We start from the raw sequence: 24,776 nt of genomic DNA, 5'->3' as shown, positions 1-24,776 counted from the left end.
CAAAGAAAGGGCGGTCTTATGACCGCCCTTTCTTTTATTTCTTCATTTTCTCAATGGTGTTTGTTGTACTTTTGCCCGGCACGTGTTGGAGGATGCGCACTTGTCCACCTAAGGCTTCGACTGTGGGCGCTTCCGGGAGGTCTCTGGGGGCGTAGTCGCCGCCTTTGACATAGATGTCCGGCTTAATGAGCTTCAGAAATTCATCGGCGGTGTTCTCGTCGAAGATGGAGACGTAGTCGACGCAATCCAGACTCGCCAGAATTTCGGCGCGATCATCTTGTGAGTTTATTGGGCGCTCAGGTCCTTTTAGTTTGCTTACTGATGCGTCGCTGTTCAATCCAACGATAAGAATGTCACCAAGTTCATGTGCTGCTTTTAAGTAACGCACGTGTCCGACATGTAGCAAATCAAAGCATCCGTTAGTACAGACGATTGTTTTTCCTTCGCTGCGAAGTCTCTCGGCGAGGGCTTTTAGGTTTGACTTTTCTATGACGGAGTTCATTTTGAGCACCTTGTTGTGGTCTTTATTGTAAGACGATATAGTTTTCAAGCGGTTGGTGAGCTTCGCTAGTTACTATCGATTTTGGCTGCTGATCTGCTGGGTTTGCCCGCGCTGCGCTAGCTTTCGGACCAGTAAAAAGCCCCAAAACAGGCTTTATTGCAAGCTTTTAAATTGCTTTGCAACGCAATTAAAGAGTAATTTGAATTTGCATATTAGTTATTTACTTATTGCAGTTATATAGAAACGATCGCCTAAAGCAAGTACTGGTTTGAAATAGAAGTTCTTCAGAGAGTAATTTCCCTGAAGGCGTCGAAGTTCAACACAAAGTTTGCTACTGCCGGCGGTGCTAAGTCGGGCGCATGCAATGCGCCCCTACGAGGTTTTAAGTTCCCCCCCCTACGAGGTTGCGCTCATGTGTGGTTGCACCCACATGACGTTGTACTCGTTCAAGACTGGAATTTGCTGCCGCGTTTGCGTCGACGTAGCTGAACATACTTGCCCGGTGAACGGTTTTGCCGTCCGTGGCTGGTTGGCCAGATGCTGGCCGCCGTCGTTTCTTCGTTTGAAACTTCTATCTGGCACCCGCTCAATGAGGTGCAGGAGGTAATTTTATGTTTGCAATTAATGCGTTTATCCTGGCGCTCATTGCATGCGCGCTAGGTGTTTTGTTTACCTCGCGGGAAAAAGGCTTAGGCCGCCTGCGAGATGTGATCGACATTTTGCCGCTGGTTAAACCCCACGGTCTCAAGAGAATCATCACGCCGTCCGACCCACGTTTTCCGCGTGTTCAGGGTGGCTTGCTGGTCAGCACTTTGAAGACTCTTGGTGGAATGTTGCTCCGTGGAGTGACCATTCTTTTGGTTGCGAAGCATTTCGGTTGGCAGGATCAAGTGCTGAACGAAACAGCAATCGTCATGATGGTCATGACTTTCATGGGTTACTGGCACAGCGCTAACACAGCGTTGTTCATGGTGAGAGCGAGAAAGGCCAACCCGGCTGATCCTCGTGAAGCCAAACTCATCGAAGTGTACAACGAAGTCCTGCGCGATGCTCGCAAGCTAGAGCGCAAGGAATTGATCAAGAAGTATCAAGCCGATCCGAAAAAGGCTAAGCAGTTGCAGCATCTGCTGTCGCTTGGTGATGATGTTCCGTTGGAATCGCCGTGGCTCTTGAGGAGACTGCGTAACGTTCGCGATGGTATCAATTTCGTTTTCGACAAGCTGATGCCTAAGATGCCTGAGTTTCAGCGCAGAGCGTTCGCTAGATTCGTCATCGCCATCGCCGGCTTGAATCGTCTGGCCGAAGATCCTGAGTTGTTCTTCTTCGACGGCGACTCCAACGCTTTCGCGTCGGGTCCGCTGCCGTTCATGAGCGTCATCGCTGTTTCCAGCGACATTCTGCAGCAGTGGTTGCCGTCTGATCCTGATGTAGTTGAGCACTTGAAGGAGTTTCCTGAACAGCGCATCACTCGTCGTGGTATGAAAGGCGTGCTTGCGCACGAACGTGGTCACGTTGCTCGCTTGGACATTATGGTCAACGCGCTGATGAACCTTGAGACGGTTGTTCTCTCAATGATCGTCGACACACCGGTTCGCCTGGTAACAGGTTTCATCAGAACCAAGTGGGTCGAAACACTGCTCAACAAATTGAGATTGCCGGATGCTGCAAAAGCGTTGGGTCTTGATTGGATTATGCGTGTTGTCGGTCAGGTGATTCAGATGGGCATTTCGCAAGTGCAGAAGATCATCCCGGCTTTCGTAACACGTAGCCGTGAGTCTGGTGCTGATGCATACGCAGCCATGGTAACGGACAGACCGCTTGATCTGGCGTACAGCCTGAAGGCGTTGAGACCGTTCGTCATGTGGCGTCGTGAATCGAAAGACGCGCTTCGTCGCTCTTTCTTGGGTGCTAAGTTCGCCAAGACCTACGAAGAACATCGTATGGAATCGGCGATGATGGCTTTGCGTCCAATCATGTTCATCGACTCCCTCTACGATGCCCTTCCGGCACAGAAAGAGGAACCAGCGCCACAGCCTAAAACCGGCAATCCCATTCTTGATTTGATCATCAGATTGGTGGCAGCCGTTAAGGCCGGTGTTGCTCGCATCAGACGTGCTTGGGATAGTCTCTTCTACACCCACCCGTCGATTGAGACGAGAATTTGGAAAAACTGCGAATACGAGTTTGGCAAGGCTGGCTTCTGCCCTGTCTTCACCGAACCGAATCCGGATCAGGAGTTCTAGATTCAAAATTGAGATGCAGGGGTATCAGTCGATGCCCCTGTTCTCTTTTTTTACTTTTGGGAGGAACGTCCAGGAGGTGAGCTTATGCTCAGACCCAAAATTCTTAGCGTGATAGCCGCAGTTTTGATGATGTTTTTTAGTTATGTTTCGCCGGGTGTACAAGCGGCGTCACCAGATACGGCAATTGCCTCCGGTGACTACTTGATGCCCCCGCAACGATGCGCCAACCCTGAACATCCCGAGAAACTCGGCGCCAAACACGTGGCAATTGTTTTTGCCACTGACAGAGAGTTGGCTTGTGACAAGAAAGGCAAGCCGACAGGTTTCACAGCAAAGCGTAGCAAAAACGGACTTCATTACGGCATTGTCGTTTTGCACCTGGATAAGGTGAAAGCAGTGATGTCCACCGAGCCGAAAGTCTGCCCGCACACAAGACTGATGAAGTCCATCGTGCACAGAATTGATACACCGTTTCAGAAAAACTCGCACATCGAATCAGTCGAGCTGGTGCCATCGCAGGCTGCGCTTTTCGAGCGTATCCCCGGCGTGATGAAGCGCTATGGCTACGAACGCCTGATTGTCCGTGTGCACGGTTACAACAACGACTGGCTATATTCAGTACGCAAGTCCGGTGAATTTGCCTACTGGTCCAATTGCATGGTCATCAACTGGGCATGGCCGTCAGATGCGAAGAAGCGCAGCTATTTTGCTGCTTCAGTGAATGCTGAGTGGACTCTCAAGAATTTTGAAGAGTTCGTCGATGCATTGGCTGCTGATTCGCGATTTGGTGGTCCCAATAACATCGGACTGACAGGACACAGCATGGGCACGAGAATTATTTTCTGGTATGAAAAGCTGAGATACGAAAAACTCAGCCGCACGTGTCCGGCAAATGGTGATCTTGTGAGCGTGCAAATGATGCAAGATGTGCAGCCATTGCCGGAAAAAGATCGTTTCTGGTTCACGCAATTTGCCTCACCCGACATGGATACGGAAACGTATTGCCACGACGGTACAAGAGTAGTTGCTTGCTCAGGAAAGGAGAAGGTTTTCAACTACATCTCCAAATACGATCATCCGCTTCGCTGGTCGAAAGGAATTAACGGCTACACACGTCTTGGTAGAGCCGGCGTTGATCTTGATTGGAAAGTGCCGCCTAAAGTCGATGGTGTAACAACCATTGATTTCAGTGTCGCCGATCATGGTCCCACAGGTCATGCTGAGCCGCAATGGCTGGAATCCGATATGGCTAGCTTTGGCAAGCCGCGCAGTCCGTGGAAGCTTCGAGTGAAAGTGCCCACCAACGAGCACTTCCAAGAACTCTACAAAGAAGACTGCGACGAGTAGTCGTCATTCTGAGCAGAGCGAAGAATCTCGCGTGTTAAAGACGTGAGATTCTTCGTCGCTACGCTCCTCAGAATGACAAAACATACGGAGGTGCAACTCGCGTGAACAAATTTCAAAAGCTTATTACAACAACAACGACAATTATGCATAATCCGCTTTTTGTCTTCGCCATTGCCAGTCAAATGATGATTCAATTTCGGGTCACGGTTGAGTTTCTGCAATTCAGTGGACTTTTGTCGGCCGTCTTAATGTCAGCCGCTCTAACTGTTGGTCACATAATTCCTGCATATGCCGCGTACGTTATTGGACAGGGAACTAAAAGCAAAATCGGCTTCGCTATATTGGGCGGAGCTATTGCTTTTATTCTCGCATTGACGTTTGTGTACTGTGTGCTTGGAGTTCTGTGCCAACCGCAATTGTCACTGGTTGTTGATCCGACAATTCGTTCAGTCGCTTTGACCGGCGTTTTTTCTGCTGCCTACGGCGCCTTTCTGGATGTCGTTTTCGTATTCGCCTTTCTTGCTCAAGGCGGACTAGGCAACGAATAAATTTCACTTTGGACAGGTTGCAACCTGTCGATGAAGGAGAATCCTATGATAAAAACCAAACTGCCCAGACTCGTGTCGATGACGATGGCATTTGTAATGATGCTGCTCACGGCATGTGTCTCACCTTCGCTTGCGGGTTCGCTCGCACCGTCGGATTTATCGTGTCCGGCAAAAACACTTCCGAACTTCGATGATGTGCAAGCTCCGTCGGGCAATACGATATGGTTGCCTAAATACAACATGACCGAAAGAGGCAAGGCCGCCGAGAAGTCAGCGACGTTGATTCAGAAAATCAAACGCCTGTTTGCTCACCAGCAAAAGTCGGCTACAAAAAATGCCGGCGGACGTGGCGTTGAGTACAAGCTAATCGATTGGGAAGGACACAAGTATGCTTGGGTCCGTATTAACGACCTCGAGTATCGTGATGTCGATTATGACTTTGAGCGCGCTGTTAACGATATGGATCGTCAAGGCGCGGAAGGCTTCGCAATCGATATTCGCAACATCCGCTATGCCAACGACTTCGACAAGTCCATATATTGCTCGCATGTGCTTCTGCCCGATGGCACCTTGTCCGACGTGAACGCACGTGTTGACAGAGACGACATAGCGCAGAACTTCAAGCTATTCGGCAATGGCATGGCTGTAACGACTTACAACTATCAAACCAAAGAGCGTAATACCGAGTATTACCGCCGAGGCAGAGAAGAAGGTCGTAAGAAGCCGATGATGTTCCTCGCCGATCGCTATACGACGCAAGGCGCCGAAATCTTTTTGGCTGCGGTGCGTGAAAACAAGCGTGGCAAGATTGTCGGCGAGCGCACTTATGGTGACGGACGTACCGCCTACTACGTGCGCAAGAAAGACGATCGCGGTGATCGCATTGTACGAGCCGACGCTGCGGAATTTTATAATCCTGCCGGCAAATGTATCGGCAGCGATTACAGGCGTTGCAGCAATGGCATTGACCCGGACTTCCCGGTGCAAGGCACTAATAACACCAGCGAATTCGGCGACACGGAGCGCGATCCCGCTCTTCGTGAAGCGCTCACTCGTCTGAAGGAGCAATCGACTAGAGGGAAGTAGGTTCTTGTCATTCTGAGGCGATAGCCGAAGAATCTACCGCGGCTTTTCGGAGTTCAACTCGAACAACGATCTGCTACGGCAGATTCTTCGCTTCGCTCAGAATGACAAAACAAAAAATCGAATGACAAAAAACAACACTCAAAAAGGAGGCCGCAATGTTCGAGTTGTTTAAGCGTTCGCGGCTGAGAAACAGACTGCGACGCTACTTCTGGAATAAGAAGTTCATCGAAACCACTGCGTATGCAGGATTACTCGCCCTCAGTATTAAGCTGGGCAAGGGCGAATTCGACTCAACAGCTATGATCGCATCCCTCACCTTGAGCGGTGCCTGGCTTGCCCTAACTGCCCTTGAGCTGCGTGTGCTATTGCGTACCTATTACGACACGCTGTCACGCATACTCATCTGGATCCCGCTTTTAATTGGCGCCATCCTCTCCGGACTGGCTCTATACCATGGTGCGTCTGACGTTTTTCGTTATACGGCAGTAGCAGAACTCATTGGTTGGTTTTATGTCTACATGCAATATCGCCACAATCGTAATTTGTATGTCGACAGAAAACATGGGCCGCTTCCTGCCGGTACATTGGTCAATGCGGAAGCGCGACTCATTCGACCAGGAGACATGATCCTAACAAGCGGTCGCGTCTCTAAGCGTGTTCGTCAAAATGTCGGACACGGCGAAATTGCCTATCTCAATGCCGATGGCGAAATGTGGAGCTTCAGCTCTTACATGGAGAAGGGCGTCATTCGCCAGCCTTTGGAACAAGTTCTGGCAAAAGTAATTGCCGACGGTGAACATTACATTGTTTTGCGACTCGTAGAACCCTGGACGCCGGAGCAAATTGTCAGAGCTAGTCACATAGTCGAGCAAATGTATGCAGACAATGTAGTTTGGCGTAACGAAGAAACAATTCGCCGGCGCAAATTTGCCGATTCTATTCCTCTGCCGCAAAAGTTGCGTGATGCAATCTACGCAAAAATCGAACCGACCGGCTACGACTGGTTTGGTTTGTTTATCGGTGTCTTGCATAGCAACCGCTTCACCTGTATTGGTGCTTGTGTTGAACTGGACAAGCGTCTTGGCGTGGCGATGAATGATTACGGCACCGGACTTCTTGGCTGGGGCACAGGTCTTTTGGATCCAATTGTTCCAATGCGCCTTTTGGGCGAGCCCGCCTATCGTCTGCTTACAGTCGATGACCAGGAGGTGGCATCATGATGTCTCTCAATCAGCGCAAGCTTTTTCTAATGCTTGTGGTGGAATGTATAGACGTGGCTGCACCGTTTTTTGTCACTTGTAAGATGCAGGCAGGTGACAGTTACGTCTGGGCAAATGCAGCAGGCTTCATTCATCTTATGGATGTGGAGGAGCCGACTGCACAGGACACGGTGTTTGTCAGCGCAGACAACAATGTCACGCTGATGAAAATTCAATTGCCGTGGAACGAAATACGCGCTGCAAAGGTGTTGCCACCAACCTTTTCCGGCAACGCTCTTGTGCAAACTCTTAGGCTCTATCGTTGTCGCGAGTACTTGTCTGCGCGCGATATTTTCACGAATGAGCCTAAATTTTGGTTTGACGATACAGAACCTGTGCTCGACATAACCATAGGTGGTTTCTTCTCGGAAAGTTTGCGCAATTTTGTCGCGAAATTTCCTGAAGAGAGTAACGTGCACCTTGGCGATTTGGCGAGCAATGCATAACTAAGGAGAAACGACTATGTTTGGAAAAGAACTAGGACAGATGATTGGGCTGTTGAATAAAGTCCTCACTGAGTTGAAAACAAGCAATGAAACGCAGAAGCAATTGCTTGCTGCGATTCAGGAAAACACCAAAGCGGTGAAACTGCAGGTCATTCAGAAACTTGAGACAGCAGATGCTCCGACTGAAGGTAACATCTACCGTGGCGACGAAACTTCCAGTCACAAAGGTGACTGCAAGTCTAAGAAAGAAGAAGGCGCTTCCGATTGCCGAAGCAAGTGTAACGGCCGCTGTGACAACCAAAACCAAAGTGGGAGTCAGCCCTGGAGCACGAATGGCAACTGCAGTTACGGCGGCTGCGGGTAATTCTATATGAATGCTGAACGCTGGCAACAAGTGCTTTACTGGCCGCTCGATGATCCGACGGCAGAAAGACCCTTTTCAGTTCGCCTGCGTGAAGCGAATGAATGGGACGAAGAGTATACGGCGAAGGCTATCGCCGAGTATCGAAAGTTCATGTACCTGAAGACAGTTACAGAACAGCCCTTGACGCCTTCTGTCGTGGTGGACTCGGTCTGGCACATGCATCTTCTTTACTTGCGCAACTACTTGGCATTTTGCAAGAATGTGATTGGACAAATCGTCTATCACGATCCTGGTAAGGGCGGACAAGAAGACTCGGAGCTCTTCAAAGAACAGTACATCGAGACGCTTATGGTGTACATCGATCACTTTGGACAACCACCCAAAGAAATTTGGGGAAGCATTCCGGTACAACTAGATACCGGTTCTGCAGAAAGTTAGTCGACTAGGCAGAGTTTGGAACATTCAGGTGTTCCAAACTCTGCGACTTTTTTACCTTTTTGGTACTTTTTATACCTGATCTTCAGACTAAGCAGCTTGTCCGAGGGAGCGCAAGTGAGCAATAAGCGTTTCAGCTTGGCTGCGTCCGAGCATATCCCAGTGAGCAACACCGAAAGTCTGTGTGCAATATTGGTCTGCTTGCTCGTCGCTCCAGCCAACCAAGTCCAAGGCTCTGCCTAAAAGCGTCAAGAAGTTTTGATCGGTGACTTCGCCAATTGCTAAGTCAGCGCTTTGGGCTTCCGTTTGCGTAGGCATGGACATTGTTACTTGTGGCCCGATGGAAATTTCTTCTACCGGTCTTGGTGGCACAGCAGGAGCTGGTGTTGGCGGTGCGGTAACAGCTTCTAGTGAATAGTCTTCACGCTGCATAGGCTGCCATGGTGATGGAGTGCTGGTGGCACGCTGTTCGCTTTCTAATTCCTGACGCAGACTCAACGAAATTACCAGTTGTCTCAACTCGTCTATTTGCTTTGACAAATCGATAAAGCGTCTTTCGCTGAATGTGCGGAAGCCTATTAGTGCTTCCATCAAAACATCTGTGTTTTGTGGGGCTGCCGGAAGACCAATTAGTTTTGGTGTGATCAATCCTTCGGCTTCAAGTTGCGGGCGAATCTGGGATGTCGGCCAGCCTTGCTCGACCAACTCTTTGATGCGTTCCAACACAGTCAAATCTTCTGCGCGGTATTGGCGCTGTTGTCCTCGACCTCTTTTGATTTCCAGTCCGAACATCAATTCCCAGCGGCGAAGCTGGTGGACTGATAACCCGAGCTTGTCGGCTACGGCGTTGATCGACAACATGTCTGTCTGGGTCATCTCTTTCTCCAATGCCAAGAGGTTCACCAATATAATACGGCATAACTAGCGCAGCTTTGCTAAGGCTTAAGAAATTTCATCTTGATTTCTGTATTTTTAATGTACTGGGTGGGCATTTTGGCTTCTTGGCAGCTAAAGCGGGCGCATGCAATGCGCCCCTACTAGAACCAAGCTACAGCTGTCTACCTATATATAGTTCAAAAAGGCGGTGAATACTATAGGAGATAATATAGACTGCTAAAAAATTGACTCGCGTGAGCCCGACGTTTGCACGCCGGACTCACTTGAGTTGAATCTCTACCTGCAGCGCTGCTGCGGGTAGCCGTAACCATAATTCGGGTATCCATAGCCGTAGTTCGGATAGCCATAGTTGTACTGCGGATACTGGTAGTACTGATACGGATAGCACTGACGATACTGATAGTAGTTGTTGTATGGGTAGCAGTTGTTGTATCCGTACGGATAATAACCACCGCCATAAACACCACCGTAAGCACCACCATAAGCGCCACCGTATGCACCACCGTAACCGTAGCCGCCACCATAGCCGTAACCGCCGGAATAATATCCATAGCCTGGATTGATATTCACGTAGGTTCCGCCACCACGTCCCCATCCGAAATTGAAGCCGGGAGTACCGTAGCCACCAAGTCCGAAATGGAATCCGTTACCACCGCGACCGTTGCAGCGAGCTTCAGCCGGCGATGATAGGTTTATGGTCAACAGCCCAATTATCATGGCTGCGATGAGGAGGAATTTTTTCATTCGTTTCTCCTCTGCGTGTGCAGAAAATTGACTCGAAGTAACGTTTCCTTCAAGTCCTCGGACAAAAATTCCAACCAGATGAGCAGTCGTCAAACAACCTTACCGCTTAACGGTTAAACAGATAGTCGAAGTTTGCGTTGAATGCTGTGTTCTGGAGAAATTTCCTGACGTATTGATAGATCAAAAGTCATCCCCATACTGGCAGAATGACGAACGCTACTTCAACAATAATTGGAAATGTCTGTTGGCCTAGTTCGCGAACCAGTTGGCAAGCCGGTTTTCTCCGGCAATTTGGCATCCTTGGAAACCGTAGGCGTTGTGAGTGGGATGATGCCCACAATAGTGAAACAGAATAAACAATTTGAACTAGCTGTAAGTGTCACTAACTCGATATCCTAATGCTTAGTAAATACACATCGAAATCAGGAGCTTGGTATGTCCATCTCTGACACTCGTCGAGCAATCATTGTCATCATCGATGGCTGTGGAATTGGTGCCGCCCCGGACGTGCGTGAATTCGGCGATGCGCCGACAGTGCATTCGTTGGCCAACACCGCTAAAGCAGTCGGCGGACTTAAGTTGCCTAACTTGGCGCGTTTGGGCTTAGGCTGCATCTCTGATATTCAGGGTGTGGAAAAGGTCGCCAACCCAGCTGCACTATGCGGCAAACTGCAGGAAGTCTCCAACGGCAAAGACACGCAAACAGGACACTGGGAGTTGATGGGTCTTGTTAGTAAGACTGCGTTTCCTGTTTATCCTGAAGGATTTCCCAAGGACGTCATAGACAGATTTATTGCTGAAACTGGTTGCAAGGGAATTTTGTGCAACAAGCCGGCTTCCGGTACGGATGTATTAGTTGACCTGGGCGAAGAACATCAACGCACGGGATTTCCAATTGTTTACACCAGCGGCGACAGTGTTTTCCAAATTGCTACGCACATTGAAACAGTTCCATTGGCTACTCTTTATCGTTGGTGCGAAATTGCCAGAGAAATGTTGCAGAACGAACATAGAGTTGGTCGCGTAATTGCCAGACCATTTGCGGGCGAGCCCGGCAAGTATGAACGTCTAGGCGGAGATCGCAGAGACTATTCAGTGCCACCGCCTGGAAAAACTTTGCTGGATCAATTGCACGCGGCTGGTCACGGCGTGTTTGGTATAGGCAAAATTGAAGACATTTTCGTTAAGCAGGGTCTGACGCATGCTAAACATACAGGCACCAACAAAGAAGGACTGGAATTAACTCTGGATGCTGTGACGGGTTCTGTTGATCTGAAGCCGTTGGCAATCTCGAATAATCCACCTGCAGATGTTTCGCTCATCTTCACCAATCTCGTTGATACTGACATGCTTTATGGACACAGAAGAAACGTCAAAGGCTATGCTGAAGCGTTGGTAGAAATTGACGAATGGCTCGGCAAAATTATTTCTGCCATGCAGCCAAATGATCTTTTGTTGATTACATCTGACCATGGAAATGATCCAACAGCTGTAGGCACCGATCACACACGTGAGTTTGTGCCACTAGTTGCTTATTCGCCAAGTCTCGAGAATTTGAGCAAAGACAAGAAAGAAATCGGCATCCGTGATGGTTTCTTTGACGTGGCCGCCAGTCTTGCCGCTTGGTACGGACTCAAGTGGACAGGCCTAGGTAAATCATTTGTTCCGGAATTAGCAACTGCAAAAAACAATTAGGAGGGTACGTGATTATTGACTTCAGCGGAACCGTTCCTGGTTCTAAGCAATTCGACAAATTTAGCGATGAGGTTGTGAAACTCATTCGCAATAGTGATGAGAAAGTCTTTGTCATAGTCGACAAAGGCACGGGTTTCCAAAAGAGTGAGCCGTTTATAGTCAGCGATCACATCAACCTCACGGGTGGCAATCCGCTTGTTGGGCCTAATGATCCTTGCGGTGAGCGTTTTCCTGCTGTTCAAGATATTTACATGACCGACAAAGCGAATGGTATTTCTGTGGGAATTGCCGCCGGACTAAAGCCAGGTTATGCACCGTCTGCCAAAGACCTTGAACTATTGCGCACTTTTGGATGTGAAGTTTGTTGCTACAACCTGGTGCCGGCAATGATTATTGCCGCACATAGCCACAAGCGCGTCGTTGGCCTTGTGGTGCCGGATGGCGTTGACGCTGCACCAATTGCGGCAAAATTAGGTTAAAAAGGAGAATTTATGTCCGCGCATAAACCAAAGTCTTCGACAGAAGTAGTAGCTCACCTGCGTAACGCATCTCTGGTGACACCTTCAGTTGCAATTGTGCTTGGTTCCGGTGTCAATGTCCTCGAGAATTTGGACGATGAAAAGTCATATCCTTTTCAGGAAGTCTTTGGCGTATCGCCATCTGTCGCTGGACACAGTGGCTCTGTAACTATCGGCAAAGTAGATGGCAAAGTTGTTGCCGTCATGCGTGGTCGCTTTCACTTATACGAAGGACATGATTGGGAAACAGTCACATTGCCGGCACGCGCAATGATTGAATGGGGAGTACCGACTCTTATCTTGACCAATGCAGCTGGTGGAATCAATACGGAATTTCGTGTTGGTGACTTGATGCATATAACTTCCTATCGCGATCACCTCAATCCGAAACTATCAGAAACAGGTCTGATGCCTGCTGTTTCGCAGCCTTCACAGGAACACAAGTCGACCATTTCCTCGAAGTTGCAACAAATCGGCGATGAGCTTGCGTCGCAAAACGGCAAATTTCGCCAGATGCGTAAAGGCACATATGCCGGATTGCTCGGACCAACTTATGAGACAATTGCAGAAATCAAAATGCTGCGTAAATTGAATTGTGATGCTGTTGGTATGTCGACTGTGCCAGAATTGCAGACTGTCAAAGGTACTAAAACAGAAGCAGCAGCCGTATCTGTCATTACGAATGTCTGGACCGACGATGTTGTATTGGAAGGACACGAAGAAGTCTTGCGCGCCGCCAAAGAAGCGTCAGAGCGTTTAGACTTACTGTTACGCAAAGCGATCGCGTCTTAACTAGCCCGGTATCGTCACTCAGAAGGACGTCCTAAATGGGATAGTAGAATCGTTGAAAAAGGAAAGGTCAAATCTCGAAGCGAGTCTGACCTTTCTTTGTGCGGTTTGTTATTCGTCATTTGTTCTTGCGAAAGAGGGAGAAGACGGATTTCAGTCCATTTCGTAGTGTCTTCAATAAGCTAGAAAGCACTGATGCCTTTTCTTCTTTGGTTTCAGGAGCCGGCGATTGTCGCAAGCCGATGTTACGGTCGCTGGGTACATGCTTTAGAATCGTCGCCTTCAAGTGGTCGTATGGCACATTGCCGGTGATACGATGAATCACTTTGCCCGACGCGAAGATTACCGTGTTAGGGACGCCGTTAACATCGAAGCGTTTCGATAGCTGCGGCTCGGCATCCACATCGACTTTTCCGACGACTGCGGCATCACCCAGTTCTTGGGCAAGTGAATACAGCTTCGGCTTAAAGCCTCCACAGGGACCACACCAATCGGCATAGAATGTCACAATTGCTAATGTGTCGCTGTTTATTATCTTCTCGTCGAAGTTGTCTGAATTTAAGGGAATGACTCTCATGGTTGTTACCTCTCTTTGAGTTTCATGGTTTGTCGTCTTCAAAGAGCGATTTCAATTTGATTCCCTGTGGAGTCATGCGATCGAGCAATTCGCCGCAAGAGAAGATTGGGATGCCAATTTTTATCGCTGCTCTGTTATTGAAGTGTTTCCTGTTACCTGAAAGAATCAGATGAGGTCTTACTTCTATTGCTGCTGCAATGACTGGAATGTCAGCGGCATGGCGGACTGTCGGTAACAGCATGCGCCAAGCGGCCAAAACCATGTCATCTGGTGCATTTGGATGTACTTTAAGTCCAACTCTCGTCACAAGCTCTTGTCGGGCTGTGAGCAATGCGTCCAGGGTTTCGCCATCACGTGATGCACGCTTCAAAATTTCCTTGTCGAATTCATGCCTGACCATTTCACATGTGACCAAGACGAGTTGTTCTGAAGCGGCTAAATCCATAATGGCAAGCGCTGACATGGTTTTCACAAGCAGCGCTTCAACTAACACGTTCGTATCGACGAATGCGGTGCTGCCGGGGGCTAACATAGCTGTTACCTCCTTTTATGTGCGCAGGAAGATCTGCGCCAGACATGCAGTCGGGCACAAATCTTCCTGCAGTGTGTAATTTTTAGTCTGGAGTGACTCTGCGTTTAACCACTTTTGGCTTTTGGGCTAAAGACTTCTTGGTCACAGCTTTTGTGTCCGCTTCCAGTGACTTGAGAAATGTTTTTTGCGCAGTGTCAAAACGAACTAAGGATTCGGTGATTTTCTGAAGGGCGAGCAATCTGCCTTTGTACATTTGTCCCTGCTTGGTTGACCAAGACTTGCTGTAGGACAGAGCCTGTGTAGCAAACAATTGCACGCGCGATAGGCGCCATCGGTTGTATTGGTTGGCTGCCGGTAACTCAAGCTCATCCGAGGCGAACTTGATGTTCTTATCGCAATAGCTAATTTCTAGGTCGATGAGAGCAAACAACTCTGAGACTTTCTTGTCGAATGTTTCGTTGATCTTGTTTGTCCCATCAGTCTGAACTCCTGCAGTGGTCTTCATCTCGTTTAACTCTCGCAATGCAATGAACGTTAGCTGAGCTGTTTGGTTTTTTAGCTCAGCTAATCCGAGGTTGTTTCTTACAAGAGCCGTCATTCCTTCTAGCCTTTCTACCGCGTTTCCGTTTGATTGGTTAATGACAGTCCAAGCCGCTTCTACGTCTGGACTGGTCTCGATGAATGCATATGAACTTTTCATGTTAGCCTCCTGGCTAAATCAATTGAACTACTAGAATTTCAACACCAGCGAATAACCTACCAAGGTAATTTCCTCTTGCTTGTGTCCGTAATCGGCTAGAAATGTTTCTTCTGTATACTGCGGCACGAAGTGTTCGCCTGCCTTTCTGAAGTAGCGACGGAGTGACTTGTGCCAATCGTTGAGTGCATAGTTGGCGATGAGATGCACTCGAGCTTCCTCAAAGTGGTGTGCTAGCAAGCGTTCTACCCATGAAGCTTTCTTGCCGTACGCTTTATAAATCATTTCCCAATTACCGATGCCGGCGATCGTGACATGGCTTTTGCCTTCTTTTATTGCCTTGGCTTTGATTCGCGCCATTTTCTCGAAAAAGAATTGATCGTCGATTTCTTCCCGTGTTTTACTTGTGAGTAACAACCCGGATTTACGTGTGGTCAATTCCTCTTGAACTATACGGGCGAAGTTTGTCGGATCGGTTAGATCGATATCTTCGTTGTCGTAGATGCGCACGCCTTCTTGGAGTTGGATGTCACCCGTTGCAACTCCTCGAAAGGAGAAGTTGCAGTATCCGCCAACGGATTTGACTGGCTTGTCCGGAATGAAAGTCTCGATTGTTTTGAGAACTTCAAGTGCATCGCGATGAGAGAAATTCATCCCGCGTTTTTCTATCTGGATGATTACGCGTTGTGAGTTTTCGTCCATTCGATTACCTCTGGTTATGTGTTTGTGTTGGACAGGCTTCTCAAACCGCTCAGGCTTGGTGAGAAGAAATACTCACCGCCTTTCATGGTTATGAAGCCGCTCAGTTCAGTTTTGACCTTGCGTGTTGGACGATCCCAGGCGATTGGCCAATTGGCGGGAGCTTTAGCCGCGCCTTTGGCCGTCGGGTGCTTTTGTCCGACAAGTGGATCGAGTCCTGTAACGTCGTAGTTTGAGTCCTTTTCCAACATCGGTTTGACGAAGTAGGGATTGTTACTCCAGCGTCTCTGAATGAATTCGAATTGCTCAACGGGGTCACTCTGGTAGCACATGAACAAAAGTCCGACGCCTTTTTCCGGAAGTGAGTCCGGGTTGTTGAAGTCGGAGAGGTTGCCGCCGTAAGTAATGCCGCGTCTGGCTATACGGTGACCGCGCTCTTGTTCGAGTGTTTTGTCCAGTCCGGCGTTATCGCTAACAGACTCACCACGGGGGTTTGTCTTGCGAATATGCGACTGAAATGGACAGCGCAGTCCGCTTCGATCGTCGTTGAAATCGAAGGCGTTGTTTCCAGGACCTTTGCCCGCCTTGTCACTTTCTACAACAGGTGTGCCGTCCTGGAATCGACCAATTGCCATGGCGCTTACAAGCGACTTGCTCATGCAAATTTCATTAGCTAATGCTTCGAGAGTTGCGTCAAAACCTTTGACGTTTTGTTCAAGCTTGCGGAATGCCAGAAAACTGCCGAAGCTGTTCTGGTCATTTCCCATTGGATCTTGAACAAGTACTAGCGACAGATGTGCTGCGCTGTCAAAGTTGCGATTGCCGCGTTCGAGTTGTTCAGCAAAAAAGCATGGCTGGCTGAGTCCATCGACGTTGCCGAAGTGTTCAACGGGTAGTGTCTGGTTACCGCCTTCCAGTTGGAATTCACGATACAAAACCTTGCCCACTTCGCGAGCACAGACTTCCGCAATCGGCTCTACCGACTGTATGAGGTTGCCTTCAGCGCGATCAAGAGATCGTTCATTGTTGGATGCCAGAATTACCATAGCATGAATTGCTTGTTGGTATCCGCTGTCCCAAGTATCGACTGGCGGATCAAGCAAGTCGTCCTGTCGCGACTTCATGCCATCGGCAAAGACGTTGGTGTAGCCAATTTCGTCGCCTCTCTTTTGTGGATTAGACGGTACCGGTCTCTTTTCAGTCGGCACGCCGAGATATTCGTAACCGTCGTTGGATAGTGCAAGATGAGCAAAAATGCCGCCATCAAATCCAAGCGACCTGTACGATCGTGCTTGTTGTGACTGTTGCTTGGCGCTCGTCAGGTTGTGCTTGGCTAGTTCGGCAATCCAAATTCTGGCGTCTAGCTGACTGCCTGGCTTGAAGCGCAAGAAGATGTGACGGGCAAAGGTACGTCCGTGACCAGTGAGGATATTTGCCTGCAGGTCGTCGAGCAAATCTTGTAAAAGGGGATTGTCCTCTGATGGAGGAGTCTTTGCATTGAGAACTGATTCAAGTGGATGTGACTTTGCTTGGTGTTTAAACAAACTACCTAAGAGTTTGACTGGGCAGATAGGCACTATTTTGCGAACGAATTGTTTTAACGTGTTTGCAAATGATGCCAGTCTGTTCAAAAGGGAAGTGCGTGACATGGTGTGCTCCTTATATAACTAAGAACGGGCACGACCGCATGGTGGTCAGTGCTCGTGGATCAAATCGACGGGTAGCCCAGTCTTTGGATGGACTGCGGGTAACAACAAAGCTGTCCGGGCATCCGATCTGGACAAACTTATGTAGACAGCCAACGATTTACCGTTGGTCACATGCTCGTATTCGCGTAATCCAATGACGCCCGGCACGGCGAACAAATCGCAGTATTCAGAGTAGCGAGTAAGCTTCTGCATCTGTGGATTGAGAATGAGCGCGTATTCTTCACGACTTGCATTTGCCTCTGTCAGAAATTTCGCTGACAAGCGATCCGTAATCGCTTGTTTGAGATCATCGAAATCGACATTGAGAGCCGTGCAAATCGTCTGGAGCGGCTCGGGAAAATTCGACATAGCCAGGTAAAGTATGCCGATGCTCTCGATGTAGTGAGCCCAGAGGATCGTTGTAAGTCCCTCAGGCATAACTGGCGCCGGCAAAGCTGTTTTGTAGAAGGGGGTCTTTTCGCTATAGGTGATTGGTTCAGGTTCTTGGTCATTCATGATGAAATACCTGCGCGTTAAGTGATGATGATGCGGTTGGCTATAGCCATCTGCTCCAAGTAGGCAGCCTGCTTGAGGTAGTGCTCAACTATTTCCGCGGCATGAACCGAATGCGGTTCCTCCCACAGAGTCGTCAGCTGCTGTCCGAACGAGCACGGGCTGCCGCACGGACATGCCGTGAGATTGTCTAGGTCTTGTCCGAAGAGAATGCCCTGCACGATAGTACGACTTTGTTCTTCGGACATTTCTGCAACGGTCGGTATGTAGTTTTCGCGACGGATGGCACCGCAAATGCGAGCGTCCAGGTCGTCCATAAACTCATCAAGCCGTATCAGCCGCCCAGTGGGAGCGATGGACATAACGGTGAGTCTTGCTTGCTCTTTTGTGAAAGTGAGCATCTCCTTGGAAGAATTGGACATGACTGTTTCCTCCTGTGTGGGCTGGTCATTCGTCGGCAAGGACGCATGCAATGCGCCCCTACAAAGCAAATGACTAAGAGGGTGCTATTGACTGGGCACAGCGATGATTACTTTCTCAGCGCCATAATACACTTCGACCTGATGCATGGCAGGAGGACTTGTGGTGCCGTTGTCGTTGCCGCATTCAGGTTTCTTGGTTGGGTTGTCTTGCGGACATTTGCATGCGTTGCCGCAGCCGGACTTCTCTTTGCATTTTGATTTGCCGGGGTCTGATTTACATCTGGACTTGCATTTCGATTTGCACGATGTCTTTTCTGAGCAGCACTTCTTCAGCTTTTGTACGTCTGTTTGAAGAGTGGCCGTTTGAGACTTGACTGCTTTGTTCTCTTCTTTGAGAACGGCGTTTTCATTCGACAGTGTTTGAACTTGATGTTTTACAGTTGTCAGTTCAGAAACTGTCTTTTGTTGTTCTTGCGTAAGTGTTGCAATTTGCGCGGTAAGTTTGTGCACTTGCTGTCGCAATTGATTCTCGGCTTGGATGTGATCGTTGGCTAGAAGTCCAAGCAAAATAAGCAATTCGATAAACATAACTACGACCATGGCTTTGCGCATTTTTTCCGAGTTAAACATGACAGATACCTCGTCTGACAATGATGGTTATGAAATTGATGAATGATTTGATTAGTGTCCGAAGCGAATGAGAAGACAGAGTCCGAGATAGAGCGCCGTATAAATGACACAGCCCCAGAAAACTATCGCTGGAGACGGATGGTAGTATTGGTCCGCGTCATTTAACTGGCAGTGCTTATCTCTTTGACTATTTGAATCGCTTTGTGGCGAAGGTAGCTGAGGGTTGCTAGGGCGTAAATTACGTCCTGCATAGAAACTCTCAATTGCTTCCCGGTGATGAGTCCAAGCAATGTTTTCAGGTAGGGTATCAAGAGTGAAGACTGCTAATTCATCGGCATCATCTCCGGCTTGCATTTCTCCGCCGAGTACTTCGACCAGATAGAAGAAAACTAAGTGATTGCTGTCCGTTGTGAATGCATCACCTATCTCGCAGATGACTTTCACGTCGAGATTGGTTTCTTCTTTTATTTCTCTTACAACAGTGTCCTTTGGACTTTCGCCATTCTCGACGTGTCCACCGGCGAGCGCCCAAAAACCTTCTTGCGGTGGCTTCTTGCGTTTAGCCAATATCACGCCGCCATTGAATGGAATTACAGCGGAAGCTGTTGGAACTGGATTTCCCCAGTGAATCCATCCGCAGTGTGCACAAACTGGACGTGATTTGTCTTCTTCTATTTGTTTTTGCTCTAAAGCTCCGCTGCACAGTGGACAGGATTTGAATCCATCAAGGTAGTTCATCGTTGTATCCTCGTGGCGATATGGCGCCCAGCAAAAGCTGCGCGCATTTGTGAAATATGGTGCTCGACCTCTTGAAATGGAGGTGGAGCTTAGACTTAGGTTGGTCTATCAGTCGATCTGATGGATTCCAGAAGGACTGAGTTGTCCGGTTTTCAGGGTTTCAATTACTGCATCCTGATCTTCCGAACTTAGTAATTCCAGTGACATGCCGCATATTGATGTCGGCAGTCCCGGAGGTGTAGGAGTGGGGCGGCAAGCGAATTTCTCTCGCAACAACTTGTCGGCTGCCAGCACGTCGAACATGGTTTTGAAGGTGAGTATCAGTCTAGGCATATATAGCTTGACATTGCCATGCTGCTGGCAGGAGTTAAGTTGCTACATGTTATACTGAAATCACTTATGCAATACGTACTTTGTCCTAGATGCAAGTTTAAAGTGCCGGCGAACAAACATCTCTGTTCGACTTGCGGCTATGTCATGCCTGTGTATCAAGGCGGAGCCGAGTTAGCCGGGCGCAGTACAGTCGTAATAAGCCCGTCAAACACAAAACCACAAGGCTTTTGGGCAACCTTGTTTGGTGTTGGCGAACAAGAGCAGCCCAAAGATGATTCTCAAGATCAAGACAGTGCGCTTTTAAACTAAACCGGTCAGCGTCTTGTTCGATAAGGCTTACCGTCTATGGCAATTAGTCTGCCATAGAGATGCTCTTGAGGTGTCCAGCCATTTACATGTCCGTGGTTATTGGAAATTTGAAATTCCAATTTCTCGCCATTCTTACGGATGCCCGTTACCTTGTGCGTAAATACGTTGCCACGTACTTTGCAAAAGACAGCGTCACCTCTTCGAATGGTGGACGGATCGGTAATTGGTTCCAGTGTCTCCTCCTGTCCGGAGTAGATAATTGGCACCATTGAATTTCCCTTGCCTCTGAAAGTAACCGTTTTACCGGCTTTAAGTAGAGCGATGATATCAGCGTATCTGTTCATTTGTTTTCACCTCCTTTGGTGGCATGTATGTGTTTTGAGCATCTGTCATTCTGAGCGACAGCGAAGAATCTCACGCCTTAACGTGCGAGACCCTTCGCATTTGCTCAGGGTGACGGAAAGAGAGGGTTACAAGTATTTGTACGCTTCTTTATTAGTCTGTGCATCGAACATGTCGAAGCTTTCCAGAAGCAGACTAAGCGTTGCCCTCATGCGGAAGTAGTTGAAGTGACCTTCTTTGCGCTTCTGAGCAATTGGTACGGCATCAAGAGTTCTGATGGCTGTCTCCAATTCTTCTCGCGTGAGCATGTTGTCGTGATCGGCATCGACGACGAAGTACGTTATCTTAGTGGGTGTTCCGGATGAGTCCTCGCGACCATTAAGCGGTATGCTTTGCTCGGCGACTGCCCAAATGCACTCTCCCAATACTTCCAGGTTAAGCGGAGGCGGATCTTCATTGGTAGTGAAGGTGCCCCAGTTTTTGACGAGAAATGACAGAAAGCGCTTGGTGTTGTCGTCTACCTTCGGATTTTTTAGCACTTCGAAGATAGTTTGAATGTGGAGGAAGCATTTAGGCACGCGTCCCAAATCATCAGTTTTGCTGAGAACGATTTCGTATGCATCCCAAAGAGCGTGCCTCTTGATTTTGCCTGTCAGTGGTGGGGTTGAATCCACTTTTGGTTGTTGGGTCTTCAAGTCGCAGGCATCTTGTGTGATTTTGCCTTTGAGTTGAGGTTTGGTAGAAGATATCGCCGGTTTTGTTGAACGCAGTGATGAGTCAGGAGCACAGAATGCGCTGCTGATGGAAACTCCGCTCAAGAAAATCAGGGACATCAATGTCGATGTGATTTTTCTTGTAACCATGATTACGGTCTCCTTGTTCAATTTGTCATTCTGAGGCGCCAGCCGAAGAATCTCGCGTGTTCAAGACGTGAGATTCTTCGCTTCGCTCAGAATGACAAAGGCTATTGAGCTATTGATTTGACCTCGGTCACCTTTGCGTTGTCGTGCGCTTTGGATGTTTTGCAGCGCCAGACCATTGCAGTAGCCTCAGTGTATGCAGAAACTTGATCGCAAGCCAAGGCATATACCTCGGAATTTCTATAGGCATCAACGAATTTGCACTGTTTAACAACGCCTGTGGTGTTATCTAATAGCACCACATGTGTTACGTCGACAGCAGTCACACTCAGTTTGTGTTCTTTGCTGCTCTCAAACACCACTTGCCCGCTATCGTTGTATTCGATGGTGCCTACTCCATCAAAGGTGACGGTGCCCCCCTGCTCGCCATTCGGAAATGACTTTCTGATAGTGCCGGAGCCATTTACGGTTAGCTTGAGAAATCCGACAAATTTGAATTTGGAGCTCTTTTTTACCGTGAATTGTCTGCCGTCCGGTTCGACAAGTGCCGACCCGCTGGAGACATTGAGGCTAATCGACTTTTGCACGTCGAAAAATTGTCGCATCTGACGCTGACATTCCTTCTCCGTTTTGCAGCTCTGCGCGGACACTGGTGTGGCTCCAACCTGCAGGCATAAGACTCCAAGTAAAGCTAATGCGGTCATTAGTTTCATAGACTTATTTTCCTTTTGGTTTAGAGGGTTTGCGTTTTGATTGAGTGGGTTTGCGTTTGCCTTGACGTGTCATCCCCTCGTCGTCGTCACGGTCTTTCAAAACTTCCTCAAATCTGTCTATGCCGAGTGCCACAATTTCGCAAGCGAATATGACAAGGACGGCAACCATGCTGCTTGACAGTGAAATTACCGAGGAGAAAAGCGAAGACAGTACTTGCAGTCCTATCGCCCCCAAACCGAAGGTTAGTGTGGCGATGAAGAGTTTTTCTTTCAGTGACAATTGTTTGAGGGAGAGCTTGTATTCGCCCACCTTGGTGTAATCAAACAAAGCAAACGTAATCGGCACTGCAACTATCAAGCTGATATGAACAAATACTGCTGCTATAAGGGCTGAGACAAGAGTATTAGCACCCAAGTGAATTGAAGCAGGGAATGCTGAGCTAAGCACAAATAATGTGAGTGCGAGTCCAGCGAGTACGTACTTGTCTTGATTGAGTGCAGTCAGCACGTATTTTGTGACGTTGACTATTGTATTTTTCATAATATGTTTCCTATGGTAAAACGGACATGTCCATTGAAGAACATATCCGTTTGTTGTACTCATGAGATTTCCTCTTCTAAATGCCGAGTGAAAGTAGAATGTCGTCGTAGATTTCCTCTAGAGGACCTTCGCCTTTCATTTCTTTGAGAGTGCCTTGATGGTGATAGTGCTGAAGCAACGGCACGATGCGCTGCTCGTGGCGTTCGATGCGTTCTCTTAGAACAGCTTCAGTGTCATCGGCTCTTTGAATAAGAGGTCGACGACATAGGTCGCAAGTGCCAGGAACTAGTGGTGGTTTGAACTTGAGGTGATAAGAAGCGTTGCACTGTCCGTTGCCACATATACGTCTGCCGGCGATTCTTTCGACGAGTACTTCTTCATCTACTTGGAGTTCGATTACAGCTGTGATGTAGCGATTGTCTTCATCGAGATAATTATCGAGGAATTCTGCTTGCTCGACTGTTCGCGGATATCCGTCAAGGATAAAACCGTTTTTGTAATCGGGCTTTGAGAGTTCTTGGGCGATCATCTTGTTGATAAGGTCATCGGGGGCCAATTGGCCTTTTTCGATGTAGGACTTTATCTCTTCGCCGGTTGGAGATCCCTCCATGACTGCTTTACGCAGTAAGTCACCTGATGACAAGTGCGGGATGTTCAAGTCTTTTGCCAGATGACTTGCTTGGGTGCCTTTGCCCGAACCGGGAGCACCCATAAAGATGACGTTGTGCTTCTTGCCGTTGTAGTTGCGGGCTCTCAAAACTGATTCAACTACAAGAACCAATGCCACAACGGCTAATACGACTACGAATTGAGGCATAAGGTTGCCCTCCAAAAAGTTGTGAACAGCAGCACCACTTCACTGAGCGGTGCTGTCTGTTCTGTATTGATGTGATTACTTAGTTGTCCACTCTCGTGAGACGTATTCTTCCGCCGATGTCAGATCGAATCGGCTTAGCAGCCAGAAGTCGAGACCAATTCTGCCGATTACCAAAGGATCTGCATTGAACTGCGGCAGGGGCGGAGCGCTGACGGCCCAATCGGCGGCTTCGGCGACAAAGAATACTTCGTGAAAGAGCTGTTGCCATTGAGGCAGATTGTCCAGAATGTCGTCTGGAAGTACGCCTGTGAACTGTGTTGAAAACGTGAATTCAGGCTCGCAAATGCAACTCATTTGGTGCTGATGATATTCGTGTAGGTAGTTGACTTCAAGCATTACGGCGTGAAGAAAATCAGTGCCACCCTTCTTCAGAGATCGTTTCACTTTCTCGAAATCTTCAGGCACTTTGACACAGAATTTTACGTTGGAGGAATTAAACAAAACTCCTTCTTTCTGTGAAAATGGTTTTTTGTTCATCAATTTTTCCACCAGCTGGTAGTTGAGAACATAGTCGATGCATTGGCCTGAAACATCGAACTTCATAAAAGGTCCGCCGCCATACGGCCAATATTCGTATTTAAGCTGTGTCTTGAAGCTGCAAGTGTCGGTATCCGGTGTAAAGATGGCGAATCTTGGAACAAGCGCTTTGTAGGTGTTCTGCGCGTCGTCTTCTACCCACATGTTTCTGCCGGGACTCCACTTCTGTCGTCTGGGAAAAGTCAGGTCTTGTTGGCGTCGCATGCTGAGGAACGTCATGTCGATTCGAGGGAAATTACAATCGGCAACATCAGTTCGCATGTCGGCTAACTTTTCTTGAAGATCATATTCAAATGCTTTTTCTATAGGCAGCAGTCTTTTGAGTCGGTTGCTAAGCTTGTAGTAGGCTTTGGTCAACTCTTGATTTTGCACTGAGTCCGCAGCGGTTATGCTGAATTGATCAGCAATTGCGGCTAGCGAAAGTTGTTTTTGTTTGTTCATGGACTTAGCTCCATCTATTTGTCGGACGAAAGTAGAGTTAGTTGTTCATTGAGTGAGGCATGTTCGATGCCGTCTAGTCGGAGAGCTTTAAGAATGTGCTTTTTCGCTCCGGAGATTACTATCACTCGACTGACTTCGGGCTGACTTACATTCAATGACAATTTCCCGAGTGCGGTGATTGTTGCTTCTGTCTCGCGCTTGATGAATTCCTTTCGTAGCTCGATACAGGCTTTTCGATATTCAACTCGTGTTGGGTAATCTTTGGGGTCTGGCATAGTCGGTTCAGGGCCAGTTACCCTTAGTGTCGCTATTATTGTGAGCTCTTCGTTTGCCGAGAGAGTGATGAGGGCTGTTTGCAGCTTGTCGTTGCACTTTGTCAGTATTCTTGCTGATGGTTTGTTACTCATAAATAGGCTCCTGGATACGCGAAAACAACACTGCTTAAGGCAGTGTC

33 protein-coding genes are annotated in these 24,776 nt (G+C 48.3%); 13 read left to right on the top strand and 20 right to left on the bottom strand.

Going from position 1 to position 24,776, the window contains the following annotated elements:
* Positions 1 to 34: 34 nt before the first annotated feature.
* A complete protein-coding gene (gene rfaE2, locus K2Y22_06060; protein MBX9878006.1) occupies positions 35 to 502 on the bottom strand; it encodes a D-glycero-beta-D-manno-heptose 1-phosphate adenylyltransferase in 468 nt (155 codons plus the stop codon).
* A 611-nt stretch (positions 503 to 1,113) separates the two neighbouring features.
* Between rfaE2 and K2Y22_06055 the strand changes: the two genes are divergently transcribed.
* The 8 genes from K2Y22_06055 (at position 1,114) to K2Y22_06020 (ending at position 8,233) form a co-directional block, all read left to right on the top strand.
* Complete coding sequence (locus K2Y22_06055) at positions 1,114 to 2,745, top strand: M48 family metalloprotease (GenBank protein MBX9878005.1); 1,632 nt, start codon at positions 1,114 to 1,116, stop codon at positions 2,743 to 2,745.
* Between the two features lie 84 nt (positions 2,746 to 2,829).
* The gene (locus tag K2Y22_06050) at positions 2,830 to 4,092 is read left to right on the top strand and encodes an alpha/beta hydrolase (GenBank protein MBX9878004.1); all 1,263 of its coding nucleotides are present in this window, start codon (positions 2,830 to 2,832) and stop codon (positions 4,090 to 4,092) included.
* Between the two features lie 101 nt (positions 4,093 to 4,193).
* Positions 4,194 to 4,640 carry a hypothetical protein gene (locus tag K2Y22_06045; protein MBX9878003.1) on the top strand — a complete coding sequence of 149 codons (447 nt, stop codon included), beginning with the start codon at positions 4,194 to 4,196 and terminating at the stop codon, positions 4,638 to 4,640.
* A 45-nt stretch (positions 4,641 to 4,685) separates the two neighbouring features.
* Positions 4,686 to 5,726 (top strand): S41 family peptidase, encoded by a 1,041-nt coding sequence (locus tag K2Y22_06040; GenBank protein ID MBX9878002.1) that lies wholly within the window; start codon positions 4,686 to 4,688, stop codon positions 5,724 to 5,726.
* A 155-nt stretch (positions 5,727 to 5,881) separates the two neighbouring features.
* Entirely contained in the window at positions 5,882 to 6,946 is a 1,065-nt protein-coding gene (locus tag K2Y22_06035; GenBank protein MBX9878001.1) for a hypothetical protein, read from the top strand.
* Complete coding sequence (locus K2Y22_06030) at positions 6,943 to 7,431, top strand: hypothetical protein (GenBank protein MBX9878000.1); 489 nt, start codon at positions 6,943 to 6,945, stop codon at positions 7,429 to 7,431. Before K2Y22_06035 ends, K2Y22_06030 begins: the two co-directional genes overlap by 4 nt.
* 16 nt (positions 7,432 to 7,447) lie before the next feature.
* Positions 7,448 to 7,795 carry a hypothetical protein gene (locus tag K2Y22_06025; protein ID MBX9877999.1) on the top strand — a complete coding sequence of 116 codons (348 nt, stop codon included), beginning with the start codon at positions 7,448 to 7,450 and terminating at the stop codon, positions 7,793 to 7,795.
* Positions 7,796 to 7,801: 6 nt separating this feature from the next.
* Positions 7,802 to 8,233, top strand: coding sequence for a glycine-rich domain-containing protein-like (locus tag K2Y22_06020; GenBank protein ID MBX9877998.1), 432 nt, complete (start codon positions 7,802 to 7,804; stop codon positions 8,231 to 8,233).
* Between the two features lie 87 nt (positions 8,234 to 8,320).
* Here K2Y22_06020 and K2Y22_06015 read toward each other — a convergent pair whose 3' ends face one another.
* A complete protein-coding gene (locus K2Y22_06015; GenBank protein ID MBX9877997.1) occupies positions 8,321 to 9,106 on the bottom strand; it encodes a MerR family transcriptional regulator in 786 nt (261 codons plus the stop codon).
* Positions 9,107 to 9,403: 297 nt separating this feature from the next.
* Positions 9,404 to 9,871: a hypothetical protein gene (locus K2Y22_06010; protein ID MBX9877996.1), complete on the bottom strand. Its 468-nt coding sequence runs from the start codon at positions 9,869 to 9,871 to the stop codon at positions 9,404 to 9,406.
* A gap of 237 nt (positions 9,872 to 10,108) precedes the next feature.
* Here K2Y22_06010 and K2Y22_06005 point away from each other — a divergent pair, with 237 nt between their 5' ends.
* The 4 genes from K2Y22_06005 to K2Y22_05990 are packed head-to-tail and all read left to right on the top strand — an operon-like array spanning position 10,109 to position 12,876.
* Complete coding sequence (locus K2Y22_06005; GenBank protein MBX9877995.1) at positions 10,109 to 10,270, top strand: hypothetical protein; 162 nt, start codon at positions 10,109 to 10,111, stop codon at positions 10,268 to 10,270.
* A gap of 36 nt (positions 10,271 to 10,306) precedes the next feature.
* Entirely contained in the window at positions 10,307 to 11,566 is a 1,260-nt protein-coding gene (locus K2Y22_06000) for a phosphopentomutase (protein MBX9877994.1), read from the top strand.
* A gap of 8 nt (positions 11,567 to 11,574) precedes the next feature.
* Positions 11,575 to 12,045, top strand: coding sequence for a hypothetical protein (locus tag K2Y22_05995; GenBank protein ID MBX9877993.1), 471 nt, complete (start codon positions 11,575 to 11,577; stop codon positions 12,043 to 12,045).
* A gap of 12 nt (positions 12,046 to 12,057) precedes the next feature.
* Positions 12,058 to 12,876: a purine-nucleoside phosphorylase gene (locus K2Y22_05990; GenBank protein ID MBX9877992.1), complete on the top strand. Its 819-nt coding sequence runs from the start codon at positions 12,058 to 12,060 to the stop codon at positions 12,874 to 12,876.
* A 115-nt stretch (positions 12,877 to 12,991) separates the two neighbouring features.
* Here the strand turns inward: K2Y22_05990 and K2Y22_05985 are convergent, their stop codons facing one another.
* The 10 genes from K2Y22_05985 to K2Y22_05940 form a co-directional block, all read right to left on the bottom strand.
* Entirely contained in the window at positions 12,992 to 13,450 is a 459-nt protein-coding gene (locus K2Y22_05985; GenBank protein ID MBX9877991.1) for a hypothetical protein, read from the bottom strand.
* Positions 13,451 to 13,472: 22 nt separating this feature from the next.
* A complete protein-coding gene (locus K2Y22_05980; protein MBX9877990.1) occupies positions 13,473 to 13,982 on the bottom strand; it encodes a PIN domain-containing protein in 510 nt (169 codons plus the stop codon).
* Between the two features lie 82 nt (positions 13,983 to 14,064).
* Complete coding sequence (locus K2Y22_05975; GenBank protein ID MBX9877989.1) at positions 14,065 to 14,682, bottom strand: hypothetical protein; 618 nt, start codon at positions 14,680 to 14,682, stop codon at positions 14,065 to 14,067.
* Positions 14,683 to 14,712: 30 nt separating this feature from the next.
* Complete coding sequence (locus K2Y22_05970; GenBank protein MBX9877988.1) at positions 14,713 to 15,381, bottom strand: hypothetical protein; 669 nt, start codon at positions 15,379 to 15,381, stop codon at positions 14,713 to 14,715.
* Positions 15,382 to 15,395: 14 nt separating this feature from the next.
* Positions 15,396 to 17,027: a hypothetical protein gene (locus K2Y22_05965; protein MBX9877987.1), complete on the bottom strand. Its 1,632-nt coding sequence runs from the start codon at positions 17,025 to 17,027 to the stop codon at positions 15,396 to 15,398.
* 45 nt (positions 17,028 to 17,072) lie between these two features.
* A complete protein-coding gene (locus tag K2Y22_05960) occupies positions 17,073 to 17,582 on the bottom strand; it encodes a hypothetical protein (protein MBX9877986.1) in 510 nt (169 codons plus the stop codon).
* A 17-nt stretch (positions 17,583 to 17,599) separates the two neighbouring features.
* On the bottom strand, positions 17,600 to 18,001 hold the full coding sequence (locus K2Y22_05955; GenBank protein MBX9877985.1) for a hypothetical protein: 402 nt from the start codon (positions 17,999 to 18,001) through the stop codon (positions 17,600 to 17,602).
* 84 nt (positions 18,002 to 18,085) lie between these two features.
* Positions 18,086 to 18,631: an ELKS/Rab6-interacting/CAST family protein gene (locus tag K2Y22_05950; protein ID MBX9877984.1), complete on the bottom strand. Its 546-nt coding sequence runs from the start codon at positions 18,629 to 18,631 to the stop codon at positions 18,086 to 18,088.
* Between the two features lie 51 nt (positions 18,632 to 18,682).
* Positions 18,683 to 19,369: an NUDIX hydrolase gene (locus K2Y22_05945; protein ID MBX9877983.1), complete on the bottom strand. Its 687-nt coding sequence runs from the start codon at positions 19,367 to 19,369 to the stop codon at positions 18,683 to 18,685.
* Between the two features lie 108 nt (positions 19,370 to 19,477).
* Complete coding sequence (locus tag K2Y22_05940; GenBank protein ID MBX9877982.1) at positions 19,478 to 19,702, bottom strand: DUF3343 domain-containing protein; 225 nt, start codon at positions 19,700 to 19,702, stop codon at positions 19,478 to 19,480.
* A 102-nt stretch (positions 19,703 to 19,804) separates the two neighbouring features.
* On the opposite strand from K2Y22_05940, the gene K2Y22_05935 reads away from it, so the two are divergent.
* Complete coding sequence (locus tag K2Y22_05935; protein ID MBX9877981.1) at positions 19,805 to 20,011, top strand: hypothetical protein; 207 nt, start codon at positions 19,805 to 19,807, stop codon at positions 20,009 to 20,011.
* Between the two features lie 5 nt (positions 20,012 to 20,016).
* Here K2Y22_05935 and K2Y22_05930 read toward each other — a convergent pair whose 3' ends face one another.
* From K2Y22_05930 to K2Y22_05900, 7 genes are all read right to left on the bottom strand, one after another.
* Positions 20,017 to 20,355: a hypothetical protein gene (locus tag K2Y22_05930; protein MBX9877980.1), complete on the bottom strand. Its 339-nt coding sequence runs from the start codon at positions 20,353 to 20,355 to the stop codon at positions 20,017 to 20,019.
* A 126-nt stretch (positions 20,356 to 20,481) separates the two neighbouring features.
* The gene (locus K2Y22_05925) at positions 20,482 to 21,216 is read right to left on the bottom strand and encodes a hypothetical protein (protein MBX9877979.1); all 735 of its coding nucleotides are present in this window, start codon (positions 21,214 to 21,216) and stop codon (positions 20,482 to 20,484) included.
* A 101-nt stretch (positions 21,217 to 21,317) separates the two neighbouring features.
* Positions 21,318 to 21,926 carry a hypothetical protein gene (locus tag K2Y22_05920; GenBank protein MBX9877978.1) on the bottom strand — a complete coding sequence of 203 codons (609 nt, stop codon included), beginning with the start codon at positions 21,924 to 21,926 and terminating at the stop codon, positions 21,318 to 21,320.
* Between the two features lie 4 nt (positions 21,927 to 21,930).
* Positions 21,931 to 22,467: a hypothetical protein gene (locus tag K2Y22_05915; GenBank protein MBX9877977.1), complete on the bottom strand. Its 537-nt coding sequence runs from the start codon at positions 22,465 to 22,467 to the stop codon at positions 21,931 to 21,933.
* A 76-nt stretch (positions 22,468 to 22,543) separates the two neighbouring features.
* Positions 22,544 to 23,284 carry an adenylate kinase gene (locus K2Y22_05910; GenBank protein MBX9877976.1) on the bottom strand — a complete coding sequence of 247 codons (741 nt, stop codon included), beginning with the start codon at positions 23,282 to 23,284 and terminating at the stop codon, positions 22,544 to 22,546.
* A 75-nt stretch (positions 23,285 to 23,359) separates the two neighbouring features.
* On the bottom strand, positions 23,360 to 24,322 hold the full coding sequence (locus tag K2Y22_05905) for a hypothetical protein (protein ID MBX9877975.1): 963 nt from the start codon (positions 24,320 to 24,322) through the stop codon (positions 23,360 to 23,362).
* Between the two features lie 14 nt (positions 24,323 to 24,336).
* Complete coding sequence (locus tag K2Y22_05900) at positions 24,337 to 24,729, bottom strand: hypothetical protein (protein MBX9877974.1); 393 nt, start codon at positions 24,727 to 24,729, stop codon at positions 24,337 to 24,339.
* Positions 24,730 to 24,776: the final 47 nt, after the last annotated feature.

The sequence above is a fragment of the Candidatus Obscuribacterales bacterium genome (assembly GCA_019744775.1).
Taxonomy (GTDB): domain Bacteria; phylum Cyanobacteriota; class Vampirovibrionia; order Obscuribacterales; family Obscuribacteraceae; genus SBAT01.
The sequence above is the reverse complement of the archived record's forward strand: the minus strand, read 5'-3'. Positions and strand labels throughout refer to the sequence as shown.

Excerpts from the sequence above, each read along its gene's own strand:
- rfaE2 (MBX9878006.1), bottom strand. The coding sequence starts at position 502 with ATGAACTCCGTCATAGAAAAGTCAAACCTAAAAGCCCTCGCCGAGAGA.
- K2Y22_06055 (MBX9878005.1), top strand. The coding sequence starts at position 1,114 with ATGTTTGCAATTAATGCGTTTATCCTGGCGCTCATTGCATGCGCGCTA.
- K2Y22_06050 (MBX9878004.1), top strand. The coding sequence starts at position 2,830 with ATGCTCAGACCCAAAATTCTTAGCGTGATAGCCGCAGTTTTGATGATG.
- K2Y22_06040 (MBX9878002.1), top strand. The coding sequence starts at position 4,686 with ATGATAAAAACCAAACTGCCCAGACTCGTGTCGATGACGATGGCATTT.
- K2Y22_06035 (MBX9878001.1), top strand. The coding sequence starts at position 5,882 with ATGTTCGAGTTGTTTAAGCGTTCGCGGCTGAGAAACAGACTGCGACGC.
- K2Y22_06030 (MBX9878000.1), top strand. The coding sequence starts at position 6,943 with ATGATGTCTCTCAATCAGCGCAAGCTTTTTCTAATGCTTGTGGTGGAA.
- K2Y22_06025 (MBX9877999.1), top strand. The coding sequence starts at position 7,448 with ATGTTTGGAAAAGAACTAGGACAGATGATTGGGCTGTTGAATAAAGTC.
- K2Y22_06020 (MBX9877998.1), top strand. The coding sequence starts at position 7,802 with ATGAATGCTGAACGCTGGCAACAAGTGCTTTACTGGCCGCTCGATGAT.
- K2Y22_06015 (MBX9877997.1), bottom strand. The coding sequence starts at position 9,106 with ATGACCCAGACAGACATGTTGTCGATCAACGCCGTAGCCGACAAGCTC.
- K2Y22_06010 (MBX9877996.1), bottom strand. The coding sequence starts at position 9,871 with ATGAAAAAATTCCTCCTCATCGCAGCCATGATAATTGGGCTGTTGACC.
- K2Y22_06005 (MBX9877995.1), top strand. The coding sequence starts at position 10,109 with ATGTCTGTTGGCCTAGTTCGCGAACCAGTTGGCAAGCCGGTTTTCTCC.
- K2Y22_06000 (MBX9877994.1), top strand. The coding sequence starts at position 10,307 with ATGTCCATCTCTGACACTCGTCGAGCAATCATTGTCATCATCGATGGC.
- K2Y22_05990 (MBX9877992.1), top strand. The coding sequence starts at position 12,058 with ATGTCCGCGCATAAACCAAAGTCTTCGACAGAAGTAGTAGCTCACCTG.
- K2Y22_05985 (MBX9877991.1), bottom strand. The coding sequence starts at position 13,450 with ATGAGAGTCATTCCCTTAAATTCAGACAACTTCGACGAGAAGATAATA.
- K2Y22_05980 (MBX9877990.1), bottom strand. The coding sequence starts at position 13,982 with ATGTTAGCCCCCGGCAGCACCGCATTCGTCGATACGAACGTGTTAGTT.
- K2Y22_05975 (MBX9877989.1), bottom strand. The coding sequence starts at position 14,682 with ATGAAAAGTTCATATGCATTCATCGAGACCAGTCCAGACGTAGAAGCG.
- K2Y22_05970 (MBX9877988.1), bottom strand. The coding sequence starts at position 15,381 with ATGGACGAAAACTCACAACGCGTAATCATCCAGATAGAAAAACGCGGG.
- K2Y22_05965 (MBX9877987.1), bottom strand. The coding sequence starts at position 17,027 with ATGTCACGCACTTCCCTTTTGAACAGACTGGCATCATTTGCAAACACG.
- K2Y22_05960 (MBX9877986.1), bottom strand. The coding sequence starts at position 17,582 with ATGAATGACCAAGAACCTGAACCAATCACCTATAGCGAAAAGACCCCC.
- K2Y22_05955 (MBX9877985.1), bottom strand. The coding sequence starts at position 18,001 with ATGTCCAATTCTTCCAAGGAGATGCTCACTTTCACAAAAGAGCAAGCA.
- K2Y22_05950 (MBX9877984.1), bottom strand. The coding sequence starts at position 18,631 with ATGTTTAACTCGGAAAAAATGCGCAAAGCCATGGTCGTAGTTATGTTT.
- K2Y22_05945 (MBX9877983.1), bottom strand. The coding sequence starts at position 19,369 with ATGAACTACCTTGATGGATTCAAATCCTGTCCACTGTGCAGCGGAGCT.
- K2Y22_05940 (MBX9877982.1), bottom strand. The coding sequence starts at position 19,702 with ATGCCTAGACTGATACTCACCTTCAAAACCATGTTCGACGTGCTGGCA.
- K2Y22_05930 (MBX9877980.1), bottom strand. The coding sequence starts at position 20,355 with ATGAACAGATACGCTGATATCATCGCTCTACTTAAAGCCGGTAAAACG.
- K2Y22_05925 (MBX9877979.1), bottom strand. The coding sequence starts at position 21,216 with ATGGTTACAAGAAAAATCACATCGACATTGATGTCCCTGATTTTCTTG.
- K2Y22_05920 (MBX9877978.1), bottom strand. The coding sequence starts at position 21,926 with ATGAAACTAATGACCGCATTAGCTTTACTTGGAGTCTTATGCCTGCAG.
- K2Y22_05915 (MBX9877977.1), bottom strand. The coding sequence starts at position 22,467 with ATGAAAAATACAATAGTCAACGTCACAAAATACGTGCTGACTGCACTC.
- K2Y22_05910 (MBX9877976.1), bottom strand. The coding sequence starts at position 23,284 with ATGCCTCAATTCGTAGTCGTATTAGCCGTTGTGGCATTGGTTCTTGTA.
- K2Y22_05905 (MBX9877975.1), bottom strand. The coding sequence starts at position 24,322 with ATGAACAAACAAAAACAACTTTCGCTAGCCGCAATTGCTGATCAATTC.
- K2Y22_05900 (MBX9877974.1), bottom strand. The coding sequence starts at position 24,729 with ATGAGTAACAAACCATCAGCAAGAATACTGACAAAGTGCAACGACAAG.